At 63.6% G+C, this 19,350-nt stretch carries 18 protein-coding genes; 13 read left to right on the forward strand and 5 right to left on the reverse strand.

Annotated features, from left to right (window positions below; all coding sequences use genetic code 11):
* Positions 1 to 57: 57 nt before the first annotated feature.
* Together ACP2YO_RS16300 and ACP2YO_RS16305 are read right to left on the reverse strand one after the other, a co-directional pair.
* Positions 58 to 1,986: a long-chain fatty acid--CoA ligase gene (locus ACP2YO_RS16300; protein ID WP_426441727.1), complete on the reverse strand. Its 1,929-nt coding sequence runs from the start codon at positions 1,984 to 1,986 to the stop codon at positions 58 to 60.
* Positions 1,983 to 2,804 carry an ABC transporter ATP-binding protein gene (locus ACP2YO_RS16305; RefSeq protein WP_426441728.1) on the reverse strand — a complete coding sequence of 274 codons (822 nt, stop codon included), beginning with the start codon at positions 2,802 to 2,804 and terminating at the stop codon, positions 1,983 to 1,985. Before ACP2YO_RS16305 ends, ACP2YO_RS16300 begins: the two co-directional genes overlap by 4 nt.
* Positions 2,805 to 3,173: 369 nt before the next feature.
* Between ACP2YO_RS16305 and ACP2YO_RS16310 the strand changes: the two genes are divergently transcribed.
* The 3 genes from ACP2YO_RS16310 to fcl all read left to right on the forward strand — a co-directional run bounded on the left by ACP2YO_RS16310 (position 3,174) and on the right by fcl (position 6,009).
* Positions 3,174 to 3,848 (forward strand): Crp/Fnr family transcriptional regulator, encoded by a 675-nt coding sequence (locus ACP2YO_RS16310; RefSeq protein WP_426441729.1) that lies wholly within the window; start codon positions 3,174 to 3,176, stop codon positions 3,846 to 3,848.
* Positions 3,849 to 3,986: 138 nt separating this feature from the next.
* Complete coding sequence (gmd, locus tag ACP2YO_RS16315) at positions 3,987 to 5,072, forward strand: GDP-mannose 4,6-dehydratase (protein WP_426441730.1); 1,086 nt, start codon at positions 3,987 to 3,989, stop codon at positions 5,070 to 5,072.
* On the forward strand, positions 5,053 to 6,009 hold the full coding sequence (gene fcl / locus ACP2YO_RS16320) for a GDP-L-fucose synthase (RefSeq protein ID WP_426441731.1): 957 nt from the start codon (positions 5,053 to 5,055) through the stop codon (positions 6,007 to 6,009). The genes gmd and fcl overlap by 20 nt, the downstream gene beginning before the upstream one ends.
* A 116-nt stretch (positions 6,010 to 6,125) precedes the next feature.
* Here the strand turns inward: fcl and ACP2YO_RS16325 are convergent, their stop codons facing one another.
* Entirely contained in the window at positions 6,126 to 6,968 is an 843-nt protein-coding gene (locus ACP2YO_RS16325) for a uroporphyrinogen-III synthase (RefSeq protein WP_426441732.1), read from the reverse strand.
* Between the two features lie 141 nt (positions 6,969 to 7,109).
* Here ACP2YO_RS16325 and purU point away from each other — a divergent pair, with 141 nt between their 5' ends.
* A complete protein-coding gene (purU, locus tag ACP2YO_RS16330) occupies positions 7,110 to 7,973 on the forward strand; it encodes a formyltetrahydrofolate deformylase (protein WP_426441733.1) in 864 nt (287 codons plus the stop codon).
* Here the strand turns inward: purU and ACP2YO_RS16335 are convergent.
* The gene (locus ACP2YO_RS16335; protein ID WP_426441734.1) at positions 7,970 to 8,266 is read right to left on the reverse strand and encodes a hypothetical protein; all 297 of its coding nucleotides are present in this window, start codon (positions 8,264 to 8,266) and stop codon (positions 7,970 to 7,972) included. The two genes, purU and ACP2YO_RS16335, sit on opposite strands and share 4 nt — an antisense overlap.
* A gap of 378 nt (positions 8,267 to 8,644) precedes the next feature.
* Between ACP2YO_RS16335 and ACP2YO_RS16340 the strand changes: the two genes are divergently transcribed.
* The 6 genes from ACP2YO_RS16340 (at position 8,645) to ACP2YO_RS16365 (ending at position 14,485) form a co-directional block, all read left to right on the forward strand.
* A complete protein-coding gene (locus tag ACP2YO_RS16340) occupies positions 8,645 to 9,826 on the forward strand; it encodes an ABC transporter substrate-binding protein (protein ID WP_426441735.1) in 1,182 nt (393 codons plus the stop codon).
* A 156-nt stretch (positions 9,827 to 9,982) separates the two neighbouring features.
* Positions 9,983 to 10,852 carry a branched-chain amino acid ABC transporter permease gene (locus ACP2YO_RS16345; protein WP_426441736.1) on the forward strand — a complete coding sequence of 290 codons (870 nt, stop codon included), beginning with the start codon at positions 9,983 to 9,985 and terminating at the stop codon, positions 10,850 to 10,852.
* A 7-nt stretch (positions 10,853 to 10,859) separates the two neighbouring features.
* A complete protein-coding gene (locus ACP2YO_RS16350; RefSeq protein WP_426441737.1) occupies positions 10,860 to 11,891 on the forward strand; it encodes a branched-chain amino acid ABC transporter permease in 1,032 nt (343 codons plus the stop codon).
* Entirely contained in the window at positions 11,888 to 12,640 is a 753-nt protein-coding gene (locus tag ACP2YO_RS16355) for an ABC transporter ATP-binding protein (protein WP_426441738.1), read from the forward strand. The genes ACP2YO_RS16350 and ACP2YO_RS16355 overlap by 4 nt, the downstream gene beginning before the upstream one ends.
* Positions 12,633 to 13,349, forward strand: a complete 717-nt coding sequence (locus ACP2YO_RS16360; protein WP_426441739.1) for an ABC transporter ATP-binding protein — start codon at positions 12,633 to 12,635, stop codon at positions 13,347 to 13,349. The genes ACP2YO_RS16355 and ACP2YO_RS16360 overlap by 8 nt, the downstream gene beginning before the upstream one ends.
* Positions 13,350 to 13,366: 17 nt before the next feature.
* Positions 13,367 to 14,485 (forward strand): cobalamin-independent methionine synthase II family protein, encoded by a 1,119-nt coding sequence (locus ACP2YO_RS16365; protein WP_426441740.1) that lies wholly within the window; start codon positions 13,367 to 13,369, stop codon positions 14,483 to 14,485.
* Positions 14,486 to 14,502: 17 nt separating this feature from the next.
* Here the strand turns inward: ACP2YO_RS16365 and ACP2YO_RS16370 are convergent, their stop codons facing one another.
* Complete coding sequence (locus tag ACP2YO_RS16370; protein ID WP_426441741.1) at positions 14,503 to 14,799, reverse strand: retropepsin-like aspartic protease family protein; 297 nt, start codon at positions 14,797 to 14,799, stop codon at positions 14,503 to 14,505.
* A 262-nt stretch (positions 14,800 to 15,061) separates the two neighbouring features.
* On the opposite strand from ACP2YO_RS16370, the gene ACP2YO_RS16375 reads away from it, so the two are divergent.
* The 3 genes from ACP2YO_RS16375 (at position 15,062) to ahcY (ending at position 19,228) form a co-directional block, all read left to right on the forward strand.
* On the forward strand, positions 15,062 to 16,417 hold the full coding sequence (locus ACP2YO_RS16375; RefSeq protein WP_426441742.1) for a hypothetical protein: 1,356 nt from the start codon (positions 15,062 to 15,064) through the stop codon (positions 16,415 to 16,417).
* 60 nt (positions 16,418 to 16,477) lie between these two features.
* Complete coding sequence (gene metK, locus ACP2YO_RS16380) at positions 16,478 to 17,674, forward strand: methionine adenosyltransferase (RefSeq protein WP_426441743.1); 1,197 nt, start codon at positions 16,478 to 16,480, stop codon at positions 17,672 to 17,674.
* Positions 17,675 to 17,800: 126 nt separating this feature from the next.
* Positions 17,801 to 19,228 carry an adenosylhomocysteinase gene (gene ahcY, locus ACP2YO_RS16385; protein ID WP_426441744.1) on the forward strand — a complete coding sequence of 476 codons (1,428 nt, stop codon included), beginning with the start codon at positions 17,801 to 17,803 and terminating at the stop codon, positions 19,226 to 19,228.
* Positions 19,229 to 19,350: the final 122 nt, after the last annotated feature.

Consider the following 19,350-nt stretch of genomic DNA (forward strand, 5'->3'; position numbering starts at 1 on the left):
TCCGACCTCTCCCCGCAAGCGGGGCGAGGTGAACGGCTGGGCGTGCCGTGAGGGCCATCATTCCGCGGCCTCCGCGGTGACCGCACGGCCAAGATCGACGACCTGCAGCGTGGTCCGCACCCGCTGCGTCGTGCCGTCCTGGAAGCGGATCACGGTGTCGATGGGGATGTTGGGTTTGCCGCGGTAGATCGCGTCGATGATCTCGGTGTATTTTTCATTGATGACGCCGCGGCGCACCTTGCGGGTGCGGGTCAGCTCGCCGTCGTCGGCGTCGAGCTCCTTGTAGAGCAGCAGGAACCGTGAGATGCGCTGCGCGGGCGGCAGCGTGGCGTTGACGGTCTCGACCTCTTTGCGCAGCAGCGCATAGACCTCGGGACGCGAGGAAAGGTCGGTGTAGGTCGTGAACGAGATCCGTTTCTTCTCCGCCCATTTCGAGATGATCGAGTAGCGGATGCAGATCATCGCGGCGAGCGCGTCGCGGCCGGCGCCGAGCACGACGGCTTCGGCAACATAAGGCGAGAATTTCAGCTTGTTCTCGATATATTGCGGCGAGAAGCGGTCGCCGCGCGCGGTCTCGGCGAGATCCTTGATGCGGTCGATCACGACGAGCTGCCGATTGTCGTTGTAGTAGCCGGCATCGCCCGAAAGCATCCAGCCATCCCTGATGTCGGCCACCGACGCTTCAGGATTCTTGTAGTAGCCGAGGAACATGTTGGGGTGGCGGACCACGATCTCGCCGACGCCGTTGACGTCAGGGTTGTCGATCCGGATCTCGACGTCGTCTGCCATCGGTATGCCGGTCGTATCAGGGTCAACCGCCCCTTCGGGATGCAGCGTGTAGGCGCCGAGCAGCTCGGTCTGGCCGTAGAGCGTCCGCAGCGGCACGCCCATCGCCCGGAAGAACTTGAAGGTATCGGGCCCGAGCGCGGCGCCGCCGGTCGCGGCCGAGCGCAGCCGCGTGAAGCCCAGCCGGTCGCGCAGCGCGCGGAACAACAGCTTGTCGGCGAACATCGAGTGTTTGCCCTGGCCAAGCGCGGCGAGGCCGGTCTTCATGCCGAGATCGTAGAGCTTCTGCTTGAGCGGGGAGGCGTCCATCACGCCGGCGCGGACATCGGCGGCGATCGATTCCCAGACCCGCGGCGCGAACAGCACGAAGGTCGGCGCGATCTCGCGGAAATCGTTCATCATGGTGTCGGGCTCTTCGACGAAGTTGACCTTCATCCGGCAGAGCAGCCCTTTGCCGAGCGCGTAGACCTGCTCCATGATCCAGGGCAGCGGCAACACCGAGACGTATTCGTCGTCCGGGCCCTTGGGGTCAAAGGCGAGATAGGTCGCGCAATGCCGCAGCACCCGTCCGGCCGCGAGCATCGCAAGCTTCGGGTTGGCGGTTGTCCCCGAAGTGGTGCAGAGGATCGCGACGTCCTCGCCGCGGGTCGCGTCGACAAGCCTGTCGTACACGCCGGGCTCGCGCGCGGCGCGGTCGCGGCCCTGTGCTGCGAGCTTGCTTGCGTCGATCAGCCGCGGGTCGTCATATTTCCGCATGCCGCGCGGATCGGAATAGACGATGTGCTTGAGATGAGGCACGCGATCGGCCAGCGTGAGCAGCTTGTCGACCTGTTCCTCGTCTTCAGCGAACACGAGCTTGGCCTCGCCGTAGTTCAGGAGGTAGGCGGCTTCCTCGTCCAGTACGTCGCGATAAAGACCGAGGCTCATCGCACCGATCGCGTGGCTGGCGATCTCGGCGGCGACCCACTCCGGCCGGTTGTCGCCGATGATGCCGATGACATCACCGTGGCCGAGGCCGAGCTCCACCATCCCGAGCGCGAAATCATGAACCCGCGTCTGGTAGTCGTTCCAGGTGAACTCACGCCATAGCCCGAGATATTTTTCGCGCAGCGCGATCTCGTTGCCATGCTCCCTGGCGTTGAGGCGCAGCAGCTTCGGATAGGTGTCGGCCTGCGCGGCGCGTGCGGCGTAATCCATCATGCGGCGCTCTCCCGCACCGCCGGCTTGTCGTCGGGATCGACCAGCACTTCGTCCTCTTCGCCGAGATAGGCGCGCTTGACGTGCGGATCGGCGAGCACCGCCGCGGGGTCGCCCTCGGCGATCTTGCGGCCGAAATCCAGCACCATGACGCGGTGGGAGATGTCCATCACGACGCCCATGTCGTGTTCGATCATCATGACGGTCATGCCGAACTCTTCGTTGAGGTCGACGATGTAGCGCGCCATGTCTTCCTTTTCTTCGAAGTTCATGCCGGCCATCGGCTCGTCGAGCAGGATCAGTTGCGGCTCGAGCGCCATCGCGCGTGCCAGTTCGACGCGCTTGCGCAGCCCGTAGGGCAGCGTACCGGCGGTTGCCTTGCGGACCGACTGCAGGTCGAGGAAGTCGATAATCTCCTCGACCTTGCGACGGTGCTCCAGTTCCTCGCGGCGTGCGCCGGTCAGCCAGTAGAGCGGTCCGGTGATGAAATTGTTCTTTAGCAAGTGATGGCGGCCGACCATGATGTTGTCGAGCACGCTCATGTGGTGGAACAGCGCGAGATTCTGGAAGGTGCGGCCGATGCCGAGCGCGGGCCGCGCATTCGGATTGAGGCCGGTGATGTCCTTCCCGCGATAGAATAGCTGGCCTTCGGTCGGCTTGTAGCGGCCGGAGATGCAGTTGACGATCGAGGTCTTGCCGGCGCCGTTCGGACCGATGATGGAGAACAGCTCGCCGTCGTTGACGCCGAAGCTCACTTCGGTCAGCGCGCGGACGCCGCCAAAGCGCAACGAGACCCCGCGCACCTCCAGACCGTAAGCCACCCTGTTCCCTCCAGATACGGCGCTTGGCGCGCTCTTTATCGATCGTTCGAAACCAGCTTACATCGGCGGCTGCCGGAAACCATCCGACTAATGAAGCCCGGTGTCCGAGCGTTTATTCGCCCAATCACCGGCGCCATGCGCGGTAACGTCGCACCCGCCTGCAAGTCCAGCCTCAGCCATCCACCATCCGGCGATCCATTAAGGGTCGCGCGCGGCGTCGGGCGAGGTGGCCTCAATACGGGAAAGCGTTAGGTTGAATTGTCATGTGCCCGACAATTGGTCAGGAAATTTCGCTGGCATTCCACGCTGCGGGTTTCTGACCAAGCGGTGTTGTTGCGGTGCAATATATCTGGGGATGTCGTCGCTCGCATGATTGCCGCTGATTACCTGAAGCGCATCGCGGCCTGGTCGCGCGAACTGACGGAGCAGGAGATCGAGATCGCGCGCGCCGGGGTCTCGGAGAAATCGTACCGTGCCAACGAATTCATCTTCATGCGCGGTGACAATTTTCAGTACTGGACCGGCATCGTCACTGGGCTGGCACGCATGGGTATCGTGTCGCGCGGCGGCAAGGCCGCGAGTTTCGCCGGCCTCACCGCCGGCGCGTGGTTCGGCGAGGGGACCGTGCTCAAGAACGAGCTGCGGCGGTACGACGTGGTCGCGCTCCGGGATACGCGATTGGCGATGATGGACCGCCGGACCTTCGTCTGGCTGTTCGAGAACAGCGTAGGTTTCAACCGTTTCCTGGTCGGACAGCTCAACGAGCGGCTCGGCCAGTTCATCGCACTGCTCGAATATGGCCGCACGCTGGACGCGACTGCGCGGCTGGCGCGTTCGATCGCCTCGTTGTTCAATCCGATTCTCTATCCGGACCTCACCCTGCACCTGGAGATCACCCAGGAGGAGATCGGCGCGCTGTCGGGGATCTCGCGGCAGAACGCCAACCAGTGCCTGAAACGGCTGGAGCGGGAGGGGCTGCTCCGGCTCGAATATGGCGGGGTGACGATTATCGACCTCGACCGGCTGCGTCGCTACGGCGAGTGATCGAGGCCGGCCGGTGAGGACCGTTTTGCGGGCTTCGGGACCTCGATTCCGGGCGGCCGAGCCATTAGACTTGGGCCGGGTCGGATGCTACAGACCGGCCCGATTGGGGCCGCGGGGTTCGCGCCCTCTGGAGAAGACATGACAGCTCAGGATTCGAAACGGCGCGTTGCATTGATCACCGGTGTCACCGGGCAGGACGGCGCGTATCTCGCCGAATATCTGCTCGGCCTCGGCTATACCGTGCACGGGGTCAAGCGCCGATCATCCTCGTTCAACACCGCGCGTGTCGATCATCTCTACCAGGACCCACACGCCGGCTACGTGCCGTTCCTGATGCACTACGGCGATATGACCGATTCCACCAATCTGATCCGGCTGATGCAGCAGATCCGGCCGACCGAGGTCTACAATCTGGCCGCGCAGAGCCATGTCGCGGTCAGCTTCGAGAGCCCGGAATACACCGCCAACGCCGACGCGATCGGCGTGCTGCGGCTCTTGGAAGCGATCCGGATCCTCGGCATGGAGAAGGAGACGCGGTTCTACCAGGCTTCGACCTCGGAACTGTACGGTCTGGTGCAGGAAGTGCCGCAAAAGGAGACGACGCCGTTCTATCCGCGCTCACCCTACGGCGTGGCCAAGCTCTACGGCTACTGGATCACGGTGAACTACCGCGAGGCCTACGGCATGTTCGCCTCCAACGGCATCCTGTTCAACCACGAGAGTCCGATCCGTGGCGAAACCTTCGTGACGCGCAAGATCACGCGTAGTGTCGCGCGGATCGAGGTCGGCCTGGAAGAGACGGTCTATCTCGGCAATCTCGAGGCCAAGCGCGACTGGGGCCATGCGCGCGACTATGTCGAGGGCATGCACAAGATCCTGCAGGTGGACGCGCCCGACGATTTCGTGCTGGCGACCGGCGAGACGCGCTCGGTGCGCGAGTTCGTCGAGTTTGCGTTTGCCGAGGTTGGCCGCAGCATCGAATGGCACGGCAAGGGCGTCGATGAAACCGGCGTCGATAAGGCGTCCGGTAAGACCGTGGTGCGCATCGACCCGACCTATTTCCGCCCGACCGAGGTCGACCTCCTGATCGGCGACGCCAGCAAGGCGCGCGCCAAGCTCGGCTGGGCGCCCAAGACGCCTTTCGCGCAACTGGTGAAGGAAATGGTCGCCGGCGATCTCGCCGAGGCCAGACAGGACGCCGGCAATGACAAGCACTCCGTTTGAGCTGAACGGCAAGACCGCCTTCGTCGCCGGCCATCGCGGCATGGTCGGCTCGGCGCTGATGCGCCGTCTGGCACGGGAGGGGGCCGAACTCCTGACGGTGTCGCGCAGCGAGGTCGATCTGTGCAATCAGGCCGCCGTGAATGCGTGGTTCGCCGCGAAACGGCCGCAGGCCGTGTTCCTCGCCGCGGCCAAGGTCGGCGGCATCGTCGCCAACAATACGCTGCGCGCCGAGTTCCTCTACGACAATCTGGCGATATCAACCAACGTGATCCAGGCCGCCCACGCCAATGGGTGCGAGAAGTTGATGTTCTTTGGCTCGTCCTGTATCTATCCGCGCCTGGCGCCGCAGCCCCTGCGCGAGGATTCGATGTTGACCGGCCCGCTGGAGCCGACCAACGAGCCTTATGCGATCGCCAAGATCGCCGGCATCAAGATGGCGGAAGCCTATCGCAGCCAGTACGGCTCCGACTTCATCAGCGTGATGCCGACCAATCTCTATGGCCCCGGGGACAATTATCATCCCGAATACAGCCACGTCGTCGCCGCGCTGATCCGCCGTTTCCAAGAGGCCAAGGTGTCGGGCGCGACCAATGTCGTGGTGTGGGGCACAGGCACGCCGCGCCGCGAATTCCTGTATGTCGACGATCTCGCCGACGCCTGCATCCATTTGATGAAGACCTATTCCTCGCCTGAACTGATCAATATCGGCACCGGCGAAGACATCACCATCGCTGAATTCGCCCGTGTGGTCGCTGCCACGGTCGGCTATCGCGGCGAGATCAGCTTTGATGCCTCGCGGCCGGACGGCACGCCCCGCAAGCTGCTCGACGTCAGCCGTTTGGCCAAGCTCGGCTGGCGCGCGACGACGTCGCTCGAGGACGGCATAAAGCTCGCCTATCGGGCCTATCTGAGCGAGACGAAGCAGGCGGCGGAGTAGGGCGCCGAATCCTCTCTACCGTCATTGCGAGCGAAGCGAAGCAATCCATGCTTCGGCGTACGCGGTCAGATGGATTGCTTCGTCGCTTGCGCTCCTCGCAATGACGGCTGTGCAAATTACTTGGCCGCCATCCGCGGCGAGTTCTTCGCCAGTGCCGTCGCCATCGCCGAGATCAGCGGCTTCATGAAGAACGCATCGTTCGCCGGATAGATGTCCGTGCGCAGGCCATAGGCCTTCAACTCGTCCGACACCACGGGTCCGACGGAGGCGATCGGCGTGTTGTTCAATCCATCGCGCAACTGCGCTTCGCAATGATGCGCCTTGGCCACGTCCATCAGGCGGCGAACCTGGCCGGAACTGGTCAGCGCGATCGCATCGATGCGGCCCTGCGCCATCTCCTCGATCGCGGTGACGATGTTGGCGTCGGCGGCCCGGGCGTCGTAGACGTAGGGCAGTACGGGATCGACCTCGGCGCCCTGCGCCTCGATGGCGCCGGTCAGCCGGCCGTGGTCCTTGTCCGGATAGAGCTGCAGGCCGAGGCGACGGCCTTTCAGGTCGAGCTTCGACAGCATCTCGGCGACGCCTTCCGAGGTCGGTTTCTCGGTCGTCATCTGCGGCTCCAGCCCGATCTCGCGCAGCGCCCGGCCGGGTTTGGGGCCGCGGGCGAACTTGCGCGCTTTGGCGAGGCTGCCGACAAACTCCGTCTCGACCCCGATCCGGCGCACGACGGTCATCAGGCGGCGCAGGCCTTCGCCGGTCATCAGCACGAGATCGTCGAGCGGCTGTTCGATCACGCGCCAGATCCAGGCCTCGATCGGCGCCGAATCCGGCGCGTCGTGAATAGTGAACATCGGGCATTGCAGCACGTCCGCGCCCTGTTCGGACAGCAGGCGGGAGAATTGCGCCTCCTCGCGCGTCTCCAGGATCAGGATGCGGTAGCCGTTCAGCCGGTCAGCCATGGTCAAGCTCTAACTGATGTTGCGGTGATTTGTTCGATTTGAACCCCGTGGCGGGATTGGCGCAAGGGCGCGAGCGGTGATAGACGGAGGCCGAAAAATTCGCCCCTCGTTGCGTCTCTGCTCAAGTCCTGGTCAATTGCCATGCCCGACCATCAATTCGTCCTGACCCTGTCCTGCCCGGATCGCCCGGGCATCGTCTCGGCGGTGTCGACCTTCCTGGCCCATAATGGGCAGAACATCCTCGACGCCCAGCAGTTCAACGACATCGAGACTCAGAAATTCTTCATGCGCGTGGTGTTCACCGCCGCCGATCTCGCGGTCGAACTCGCGGCGCTGCAGACCGGCTTTGCCGCGATCGCCGAGCGCTTCGGCATGGCATGGCAGATGCGCGACCGCGCCAGCCGTCGCCGGGTGATGCTGCTGGTGTCCAGGTCCGACCATTGCCTGGTCGACATCCTCTATCGCTGGCGTACCGGCGAACTCGAGATGATCCCCACCGCTGTTGTCTCCAACCATCCGCGCGAGAGCTATGGATCGCTGGATTTCGGCGATATCCCGTTCCACCATCTGCCGGTGACCAAGGAGACCAAGCGCGCGCAGGAAGATGCGGTGTGGCAATTGGTGCGGGACACCCAGACCGATCTGGTGGTGCTGGCGCGCTACATGCAGATCCTGTCGGACGAGATGTCGGCACGGTTGTCCGGCCGTTGCATCAACATTCATCACTCGTTCCTGCCGGGCTTCAAGGGCGCCAAGCCCTACCACCAGGCCCATGAGCGCGGCGTCAAGCTGATCGGCGCCACCGCCCACTACGTCACCAGCGATCTCGACGAGGGGCCGATCATCGACCAGGACGTCGAGCGCATCAGCCACCGCGATATGCCCGACGATCTGGTCCGCAAGGGCCGCGATATCGAGCGCCGGGTGCTGGCGCGCGCGCTCCGTTACCATCTCGCCGACCGCGTCATTCTCAACGGCCGCAAGACCGTGGTGTTCGTCGATTAGTGAACCGCGTCCTGCGAAGTCGACGTCGGCGCCGGCTTGGCCGCGTCCTTGGGATCGTCGCCGCGTTCGGTCGCGGGCAGCAGGCGTTTGCGCTCGCGCTCTTTCATGTACGCGTCGTATTGAGGTGTTCCCTCACGCGGCGGGGCGTCCCGGGGCAGCCCACCGGCCCAGGCGGGCAGGTAATCGCCGGTGCCGGCCGCCAACTTCTCATTGATCGTGCCGCATCCGCTGAGCGCGGAGGCGGCGAGCACGAGGGCGGTCATGACAAGAATCTGGCAGAGGCGGTTCGGCATGTGGCGACGATACAACCCTTGTCTTTAAGGATGATGGATTTGAGGCGCGACGCTTGTCCGCAATTGTGCTGCTTTGTTGACAGCGTCGTTCAGTTTGTACGATCGTACAAACAGGGATGGTCGATTTTGGCAGGCGACGCGTGGTGGCGTGGTGCGCCGTGGGTGTTGAATTTCAAACAATGCTCGTGGTATTTAATTACCATTGAACGTCCTGGCGCATTGTCGGAGTCGGGATGCGACGCTCGCCCATCGTCCGATTGACAATGAGGCGGCGGAAGACGCCTTGTCGCGTGGCGGCTTGGCCGCAAAGCATGTGGGTTAACGTGAAGCAGAGCCGGGGACTCGGTTCGAGAAGACCACAAGGGGGAAAGGACGTCCATGTTCAATCGTCGCAAGATGTTGCTGTGGGCGGCCACGACGGCCGCCATGTCGGCGCTGTGCATCGCTGCGCCCGCGCACGCGGAAGATTCTGTGAAGATCGGCCTGATCCTGCCGATGACCGGCGGCCAGGCATCGACCGGCAAGCAGATCGACAACGCCATCAAGCTCTACATGCAGCAGAACGGCGACAGCGTCGCCGGCAAGAAGATCGAGATCATCCTGAAGGATGACGCTGCGATGCCCGACAACACCAAGCGTCTCGCGCAGGAATTGATCGTCAACGACAATGTCAATTTCATCGCCGGTTTCGGCGTGACGCCGGCGGCACTTGCCGCGGCGCCGCTGGCGACGCAGGCAAAGATCCCGGAGATCGTGATGGCGGCCGGCACCTCCATCATCACCGAGCGTTCGCCCTATATCGTGCGCACCAGTTTCACGCTCGCGCAGTCCTCCACCATCATCGGCGACTGGGCGGTCAAGAACGGCATCAAGAAGGTGGCGACACTGACCTCCGACTACGCGCCGGGCAACGACGCGCTGAATTTCTTCAAGCAGCATTTCACGGCCGGCGGCGGCGAGATCGTCGAGGAGATCAAGGTGCCGCTGGCCAATCCTGACTTCGCGCCCTTCCTGCAGCGGATGAAGGATGCCAAGCCCGACGCGATGTTCGTGTTCGTGCCGGCCGGGCAGGGCGGCAATTTCATGAAGCAGTATGCCGAGCGCGGCCTCGACAAGAGCGGCATCAAGGTGATCGGGCCGGGCGACGTCATGGACGACGACCTGCTCAACGGCATGGGCGATGCCGCACTCGGCGCGGTGACCGCGCATCTCTATTCGGCTGCGCATCCCTCGCAGATGAACAAGGATTTCGTCGCCGCCTACAAGAAGTCGTTTGGCACCCGCCCAGGCTTTATGGCGGTGAGCGGCTATGACGGCATCCATTTGATCTACGAGGCGCTCAAGAAGACCGGCGGCAACACCGATGGCGACAAGCTGATCGAAGCGATGAAGGGCATGAAGTGGGAAAGCCCGCGCGGCCCGATCTCGATCGATCCGGAAACCCGCGACATCGTGCAGAACATCTATATCCGCAAGGTCGAGAAGGTCGACGGCGAGCTCTACAATGTCGAGTTCGAGACGTTCGAGGCCGTCAAGGACCCCGGTAAGACCAAGAAGTGAGGTGCGAGAGCGCGTTATTCCCGGGCGCGCATGAGCGCGAACCTCAGATGCGCAATTGCGTATCGGGGGAGCTAGAGATTGTTGAAAAGATTCCGGGTTCAGCGCGTGCGCGCTGCCCCGGAATGACGAGTTGTTAGCAGGTTTCCCCGGCTCTCCATGGCTTCTGTCCTTACCAACCTGTTCGACGGTGTCGCCTACGGCATGCTGCTGTTCGTGCTTGCCTGCGGGCTTGCGGTGACGCTTGGATTGATGAACTTCGTCAATCTCGCGCACGGCGCCTTCGCGATGGCCGGCGGCTATGTCTGTGCGGTGCTGGTGAACAATGCCGGCTGGCCGTTCTTCGCGGCGCTGCCGCTCGCTTTCGTGGCAAGCGCCGCGATCGGCATATTGCTGGAGCGCCTGCTGTACCGCCATCTCTACACCCGCAGCCATCTCGACCAGGTGCTATTCTCGATCGGCCTTGTCTTCATGTCGGTGGCGGGGGTCGATTTCATCATGGGATCGTCGCGGGTCTTCATGAAGCTGCCGGCGGCGCTGGAAGGGCAGATCGATCTGTTCGGCGTCGGCATCGGTCGCTACCGGCTGATGATCGTCGTGATCTGCGGTCTGCTGACGGTGGCGCTGCAACTCGTCCTGGCCAAGACGCGGTTCGGCAGCCGCCTGCGCGCCGCCGTGGACGACCCGCGCGCCGCGATCGGGCTCGGCATCAACGTGCCGCAGGTGTTCGCCTTCACTTTCGCCTTCGGCTGCGGGCTCGCCGGTCTCGGCGGCGCGTTGAGCGCGGAGATCCTCGGGCTCGATCCGTATTTCCCGTTGAAGTTCATGATCTACTTCCTGATCGTCGTGACGGTCGGCGGCTCCTCCAGCATCACCGGGCCGTTCCTGGCGTCGCTGCTGCTCGGCATCGCCGATGTTGCCGGGAAGTACTACTTCCCGAAGGTTGGTCCCTTCGTGATCTACACCGTCATGATCGTGATCCTGATTTGGCGTCCGAACGGCCTGTTCGGCCGCACCGCCGCACGTTGAGCCCGCCATGACCGCGCTCTCCGACGTCTCCTCTCACGCAATGGCCAGCGCGCGCTGGCGCATCAGCGAAGCCGTGTTCTGGGTGATGGCGCTGGCCTGCGCCTTCCTGTTCCCGTCGCGCTATCTGATCATGACCGACATCGTACGACTCGCGCTGTTCGCGCTGTCGCTGGATCTGATCCTCGGTTATGCCGGTATCGTGTCGCTCGGCCATGCGGCGTTTTTCGGGGTCGGGGCCTATTCGGCCGGGTTGCTGGCGCTGCACGGCATCATCAACGAGCCCGTCGTCGCGCTGGTTGCCGCCGGTCTCGTCGCGGCCGTGCTTGGTTTCCTGACCAGCTTCCTGGTCATCCGCGGTGTCGACCTGACGCGGTTGATGGTGACGCTCGGCATCGCGCTGCTGCTGGAGGCGCTCGCCGAACGCTTCTCCGACATCACCGGCGGTAGCGATGGCCTGCAGGGCATCGAGATGCAACCGATCCTCGGGCTGTTTGCCTTCGACATGTTCGGCAAGACCGGGTTGTTCTATTCGCTGATCGTGCTGTTCGTCCTGTTCCTGCTCGCGCGTCGCATCGTGCATTCGCCGTTCGGCCTGTCGCTGCGCGCGATCAGGAACAATCCGCTGCGGGCGGCCGCGATCGGCGTGCCGGTCAACCGCCGGCTGATCGCGGTCTATACGCTCGCTGCCTTCTATGCCGGCATCGCCGGCGCGCTGTTCACCCAGACCACGGCGCTGGCCTCGCTGGATGTCTTCGCTTTCGAGCGCTCGGCCGACCTGATGCTGGTGCTTGTGATCGGCGGCACCGGCTATCTCTATGGCGGCCTGATCGGCGCGGTCGTGTTCAAGATGCTGCAGGAGCTGTTTCAGAGCCTCACTCCGCAATACTGGCTGTTCTGGATCGGCCTTGTGCTGGTCGTGATCGTGATGGTCGGCCGCGTGCGCCTGCACCGCTGGGTACTGTTCGTGCCGAATTTGATCATCCGCCAGTTCGCCGGACGTAAGGCCGTCGTCGCCGTTCCCGAGAGTGACGCCTCATGACGATCGCGCTCGAAACAAGCGGGCTGGAAAAGTCGTTCGGCGGACTGCGCGTCACCCGCGATCTCTCGCTGAAGGTGGCGCAGGGCGCCCGCCACGCGCTGATCGGGCCGAACGGCGCCGGCAAGACCACCGTCATCAATCAACTGACCGGCGTGCTCAGGCCGAACGGCGGACGCATTCTGCTCGAAGGCAATGACATCACGGATCTGCCCGTGCACAAGCGGGTACTGCGCGGCCTGTCGCGCACCTTCCAGATCAATCAGCTCTATGCCGACCTGACCCCGCTCGAAACCATCGGGCTCGCCGTCTCGGAGCGGATGGGCCGCGGCGGCGACTGGTGGCGGCCGATGGGGACCCGCGACGACGTCAACGCCGAGATCGCCGAGATCCTGTCGCGCTTTCATTTGCTTGACGTGATGACCGAGTTCACCTCGACGCTGCCCTATGGTAAACAGCGCCTGCTCGAGATCGCGGTCGCGATCGCGGCAAAGCCGCGGGTCCTGCTGCTCGACGAGCCCGCCGCCGGCGTGCCGGAGAGCGAGCGTCACGACATTCTGGCGGCGGTTGCGGCGTTGCCGCGCGACGTCACCGTGCTGCTGATCGAGCACGACATGGATTTGGTGTTCTCGTTCGCCGACCGTATCTCGGTGCTGGTCAATGGCGGCCTGCTGACGGAAGGCGCACCCGACGAGGTCGCGCGCGATCCGCAGGTCAAGGCGGTCTATCTCGGCGAGGCCGCCGATGCCTGATCTCTTGTCCATCCAGGACCTGCGCGCCGGATATGGCGAAGCAGTGGTGCTGCCTGGCATGTCGCTTGCGCTCGCCCAGGGGCAGGTGCTGGCGCTGCTCGGCCGCAACGGCACCGGCAAGACCACACTGATCAATTCGATCGTCGGCATCGTCAGACGTTTCGGCGGCAGCGTCGCGCTCGCGGGCGTCGACATCACCGCGATGCGGCCGGACCAGCGCGCCCGTGCCGGGATCGGCTGGGTGCCGCAGGAGCGCAACATCTTCCGTTCGCTGACCGTCGAGGAGAACATGACCGCGGTGGCCCAGCCCGGACCGTGGACGGTCGAGCGGGTGTACGAGATGTTTCCGCGACTGAAGGAGCGGCGAAGCAATTTCGGCAACCAGCTCTCTGGCGGCGAGCAGCAGATGCTGGCGATCGGCCGTGCGCTGACGCTGAACCCGAAGGTGCTGCTGCTCGACGAGCCGACCGAAGGGCTCGCGCCGATCATCGTTGAGGAATTGTTAAAGGCGATCGGAACCATCACGCGGGCCAGCGGCATCTGTTCGATCATCGTCGAGCAGAATGCGCAAAAGATTCTGGGGCTCGCCGACCGCGTTGTGATATTGGAGCGCGGCACGATCGTGCACGACGCGGCGAGCCACGCGCTGAAAGCCGATCCGTCCGTCCTGGAGCGCCATCTCGGCGTGTCCGGGGCCAAAGCACACTGACGATGCGGGAGTAGACCATGCAGCGAACCAAGCCTCCGTTCCGTGCCGACGAGGTCGGCAGCCTGTTGCGGCCGCCGAAGATCAAGGGGGCCCGCGCCAGGCTCGAGAAGGGCGAGATCTCGGCCGACGAGCTGCGCAAGGTCGAGGACATGGAGATCGAGAAGGTCGTGCATAAGCAGGCCTCGATCGGCCTGAAGCTTGCGACCGATGGCGAGTTCCGCCGCTCGTGGTGGCACTTCGATTTCCTCAGCCACCTGACGGGCTGTGAGTTGTTCCACCCCGACATGGGCATCCAGTTCGCCGGCGTGCAGACCCGGCACGACGCGATCAGGGTGATCGGCAAGCTCGACTTCTCCGACAGTCACCCGATGCTCGACCATTTCAGGTTCCTGAAGAAATACGCCGAACAGGCGCATGTCACGCCGAAGATGACGATCCCCTCGCCGGCGGTGCTGCACTTCCGCGGCGGGCGCAAGCTGATCTCGAACGAGATCTATCCGGATCTCGAGGAGTTCTTCGAAGATCTCGGCAAGACCTACCGCAAGGCGGTGAAGGCGTTCTATGACGCCGGCTGCCGCTATTTGCAGTTCGACGACACGGTGTGGGCCTATCTCTGCTCGCCGGACGAACTGCAGAAGGCGCGCGAGCGTGGCGACAATCCCGATGGCCTGCAGGAGCGCTATGCCCGCGTCATCAACTACGCGATCGCCGATCGTCCGTCCGACATGGTGATCACGACGCATGTTTGCCGCGGCAATTTCCGCTCGACCTGGATTTCGTCGGGCGGCTACGAGCCGGTGGCGGAGACCATGCTCGCCGGCACCAATTACGACGGCTATTTCCTCGAATATGATTCCGACCGCGCCGGCGGTTTCGAGCCGCTGCGCTTCCTGCCCAAGGGCAACAAGGTCGTGGTGGTCGGCGTCATCACCTCCAAGTTCGGCGAGCTCGAGAGCAAGGACGACATCAAGCGGCGGCTCGACGAGGCGGCGAAATTCGCCCCGATCGAGCAGCTCGCGGTATCGCCGCAGTGCGGCTTCGCCTCGACCGAGGAGGGGAACGTGCTCTCGGAGGAAGAGCAGTGGGCGAAGCTCCGGCTCGCCGTCGAGCTCGCCAACGAGGTGTGGGGCAAGTAGCGCGCAGCGCTGCCGCGCTACTTTTTCGGCTGACGGGTGCGGACCTCGATGGGGCCACCGGCCATCTGAACCTCGAAGCGCGACAGGAAGCTCATGCCGAGCAGGCCATCGACGCCCGCGCCGTAGCTCTTGTCGTCGCCGTTCCGAATAGCGGCGGGCACGTTCGTCGCCGCCAGTTTCCCGAGCACGACCTTGTCGGCCTCGGAGAGCTTCGCCTTGGCTTGCCCGCTGGCGGTCATCAGCGTGATCTTGCAGAATTGCTTCGGTGCCGCATAGCTGCTTGCCAGATGCACGAACAGGCTGCTCGAAATCATTTTGTCGCCGTTGAACAACTCGATTGTGTGGGAGTAGTCGACGAGCGCGCGGCGGTAGTTGCCGGCTAACAGCGTAGCGACGCAACATCGCCCAAACGTGTTCGCCCCAAGGTTTGGTTTTTTGGCTCGTATAGCGTCGGAATATGTCAGTTGCCGACGCGGCGCGGCAGGGGTTTCCTTTGTGGGCAATGGGTGATAAGAGAGAAAAAGCATCAGTATCTGCCCACATCTGTCCCAACCACCGGCGCGGATTCCTGGCCCGATGAAGAACGACGAAATCCTGAGCCAGATCTCCGACTTCAGCCGTCGTTTCGATATGGCGGAGACGACGTTCGGCCGCCGGGCCGTCAACGATGGCAAGCTCGTGCACCGGCTGCGCGAGGGCAAACGCATCACCATCGACACGCTCGACCGCATCAACGCCTTCATCGCGGCGTCGACGCCGGGCGGGGTGGCGCCGCCCCGCGGCCTCGTCGTGCCGCCGGAGAAGCGCGATCCCAAGGCAAATTTCCGCTTCTTCGAGAACCGTCAGCGGTATTTGTTGTTCGTCCATACCTGCAGCGAAAAGCGGGTGATTGCCGACCGAGTTGCGCTGGAATTGTCTGCAATCCAGCCGCGGCCGCCGGCGCTGCGGGTGTTTGATGCCGGCATGGGCGACGGCACGGTGTTGGCGCGCGTGTTGCGCGCCATGCATGTCCGCTTTCCCCATATGCCGTTCTACGTCGCCGGCAAGGAACTGAGCCTGGAGGACGTCCGGCTGACGCTGGGCAAGGTGCCGGATCGCCTGCTCGAGCATCCGGCGAGCGTCTTCGTGTTCACCAACATGTATTACGCGGAGGCGCCCTGGCTGACGCCCAAGGCGAGCGCGGCTGCGGCCAGCATGATCTGGCACGAGGTGCCGCTGCGTGGGTCCTCCTCGGGCGAATTCGAGGCCCAGATCGTGGAACTCGGCCCGTTTCTTGAGCAAAACTGGCGGGCGAATGTCAGCCCACGAACCTCCATGCCCATATACGAGCGGCCGGTGGCGCTCGTCCTGTACCGGGACGACCACCGGTTCCTGCTTGATTCCATCATCCCGCGGGCGGGCCGGACCGAGGCCAATTTCGACCTTGTGGTCGCTTCCCAGCCCTATCGGGCCAAATCCTCGGTGAATTTCCGCGCCAAGCACATTGTTGCGCCACTGGCGCGCGCATTGCGGGCAGGCGGCCGCCTGATTGGAATCCACTCCCATGGTCACGATCCGGGACTGGAAATTATTCAGGCAGTTTGGCCTGGAGAAAATCCTTTCGCGGTCAGCCGTCATGAGATATTGCGCGCCGTGAAGTACGAACTGGGCGCGGCCGGGCGGGACCTCAACTTCAACGCATACGCCGATAACCGATCGATCTTCCGTTATGATATGGAAGCGCTGCCCAATGAAGTGACCGGCACGATCGGAACATCGACGGCCTTTGCGGCGTGGAACGCGGCAGTGTATGTCGCCCAGATCGAGGATGATCGGTTGACCGATATGACCGAAGGCGGGCGGGCTCTCGAGGCCACGCGCGAAGTTCTCCGCAAACACAACGGGCTGTGGTTCTACGACGAATCCTACGTCATCTCGCGTCGACGAGACTGACATTCCAGGGACACATTCAACAACGAACGTCAGAGTACGACGAAACAAGGGGTCTGCTTGATGCGCGCGTCTTATCTGTTCACCAGCGAGTCGGTTTCCGAAGGACATCCGGACAAGGTCTGCGACCGCATTTCGGACGAGATCGTCGACCTGTTCTACCGCGAAGGACCCAAGGCGGGCATCGACCCGTGGGCGATCCGCGCGGCCTGCGAGACGCTTGCGACCACCAACAAGGTGGTGATCGCCGGCGAGACCCGCGGACCGGCTTCGGTCACCAACGACCACATAGAGAACGTCGTCCGCGAGGCGATCAAGGACATCGGCTACGAGCAGGACGGCTTCCACTGGAAGACCTGCGACATCGAGATCCTGCTGCATCCGCAGTCGGCCGACATCGCGCAGGGCGTTGACGCGCTGCAGCCAGGCGAAGTCAAGGAAGAGGGTGCCGGCGACCAGGGCATCATGTTCGGCTACGCCACCAACGAGACGCCGGATCTGATGCCGGCGCCGATCTTCTACGCCCACAAGATCTTGCGGCTGATCTCCGAAGCCCGCCACTCCGGCAAAGAGAAGGTGCTCGGCCCGGATTCCAAGAGCCAGGTCACCGTGCAGTACGAGAACGGCAAGCCGGTCGGCGTGCGCGAGATCGTGGTTTCGCACCAGCATCTGGTTGAAGATCTGACGTCGAGCCAGATTCGCGACATCGTCGAGCCCTATGTGCGCGAGGCGCTGCCGAAGGACTGGATCAACGGCAAGACGATCTGGCACATCAACCCGACCGGCAAGTTCTACATCGGCGGTCCCGACGGCGATTCCGGCCTGACCGGCCGCAAGATCATCGTCGACACCTATGGTGGCGCGGCCCCGCATGGCGGCGGCGCGTTCTCCGGCAAGGATCCGACCAAGGTCGACCGCTCCGCGGCCTATGCGGCGCGCTATGTCGCCAAGAACATCGTCGCGGCCGGTCTCGCCGACCGCTGCACGCTGCAGCTTGCCTACGCGATCGGCGTGGCGCGTCCGCTGTCGATCTACATCGACACCCACGGCACCGGCAAGGTGCCGGAGGACGAGCTCGAGAAGGCCGCGGCGAAGTCGATGGATCTGACGCCGCGCGGCATCCGCAGCCATCTCGATCTCAACCGCCCGATCTACGCGCGGACCTCGGCCTACGGCCATTTCGGCCGCACGCCGGACAATGAAGGCGGCTTCTCCTGGGAGAAGACTGATCTGGTCGAGCCGCTGAAGCGCGCGGTCTGATTTCCGTGTCATTCCGGGGCGCCCGCGACAGCGAGCGAACCCGGAATCCTTAGTCCTCATTTCGAGATTGCGGGTTCGCCTCTGCGAGGCGCCCCGGAATGACGAGCTCAACAACAGGAAGCTCTTATGAACGCCCCCACGAAGCCTGGCTTTACCGACTACATCGTCAAGGACATGTCGCTCGCCGATTTTGGCCGCAAGGAAATCTCGCTGGCCGAGACCGAGATGCCCGGCCTGATGGCCACCCGCGAGGAATACGGCCCGAAGCAGCCGTTGAAGGGCGCGCGTATCGCGGGCTCGCTGCACATGACGATCCAGACCGCGGTCCTGATCGAGACGCTGGCAGCCCTCGGCGCCGACATCCGCTGGGTCTCCTGCAACATCTATTCGACCCAGGATCACGCGGCCGCCGCGATCGCCGCCGCCGGCATTCCGGTGTTTGCGGTCAAGGGTGAGACGCTGAGCGAGTATTGGGACTACACCGCGAAGCTGTTCGACTGGCATGGCGGCGGCACGCCCAACATGATCCTCGACGACGGCGGTGACGCCACCATGCTGGTGCATCACGGCCTCCGCGCCGAGCAGGGCGACGTGGCGTTCCTCGACAAGCCGGACTCGGAAGAGGAAGAGGTCTTCTTCGCGCTGATCAAGCGCCTGTTGAAGGAAAAGCCGAAGGGCTGGTTTGCCGAGATCGCGAAGAACATCCAAGGCGTCTCGGAAGAAACCACCACGGGCGTGCACCGTCTCTACGAGATGGAGAAGGCGGGCAAGCTGCTGTTCCCGGCGATCAACGTCAATGACAGCGTGACGAAGTCGAAGTTCGACAACCTCTATGGCTGCCGTGAATCGCTGGTCGACGGCATTCGCCGCGGCACCGACGTGATGATGTCGGGCAAGATTGCGATGGTCGCGGGCTTCGGCGATGTCGGCAAGGGCTCGGCCGCCTCGCTGCGCCAGGCCGGCTGCCGCGTCATGGTCTCCGAGGTCGATCCGATCTGCGCGCTGCAGGCGGCGATGGAAGGCTATGAGGTCGTCACCATGGAAGAGGCCGCGCCGCGCGCCGACATCTTCGTCACCGCGACCGGCAACAAGGACATCATCACCATTGAGCACATGCGCGCGATGAAGGATCGCGCCATCGTCTGCAACATCGGACATTTCGACAACGAGATCCAGATTGCGTCGCTGCGCAATCTGAAGTGGACCAACATCAAGCCGCAGGTCGACGAGATCGAATTCCCCGACAAGCATCGCATCATCATGCTGTCGGAGGGCCGCTTGGTGAACCTCGGCAATGCCATGGGTCACCCGTCCTTCGTGATGTCGGCGTCGTTCACCAACCAGACGCTGGCGCAGATCGAGCTGTTCGCCAACAACAAGGGCGGCAAGTACGAGAAGAAGGTCTACGTGCTGCCGAAGTCGCTGGACGAGAAGGTCGCCCGCCTGCACCTCGCCAAGATCGGCGTCAAGCTGACCGAGTTGCGCAAGGACCAGGCCGACTATATCGGCGTCAAGCAGGAAGGCCCGTACAAGTCGGATCACTACCGCTACTGATCTGCTGCCATCGCAATCGATCAAGTGAAAAGCCCCGGCATCGTCCGGGGCTTTTTGCTGGGGCGGGCGGTCTTGTCCGCGCGTCGATCGGCGCCATGCGTTGTTTCGCGTATACGCAGTCC

Origin of the sequence: Bradyrhizobium genosp. P, assembly GCF_049949265.1 — a bacterium.
Classification (GTDB): domain Bacteria; phylum Pseudomonadota; class Alphaproteobacteria; order Rhizobiales; family Xanthobacteraceae; genus Bradyrhizobium.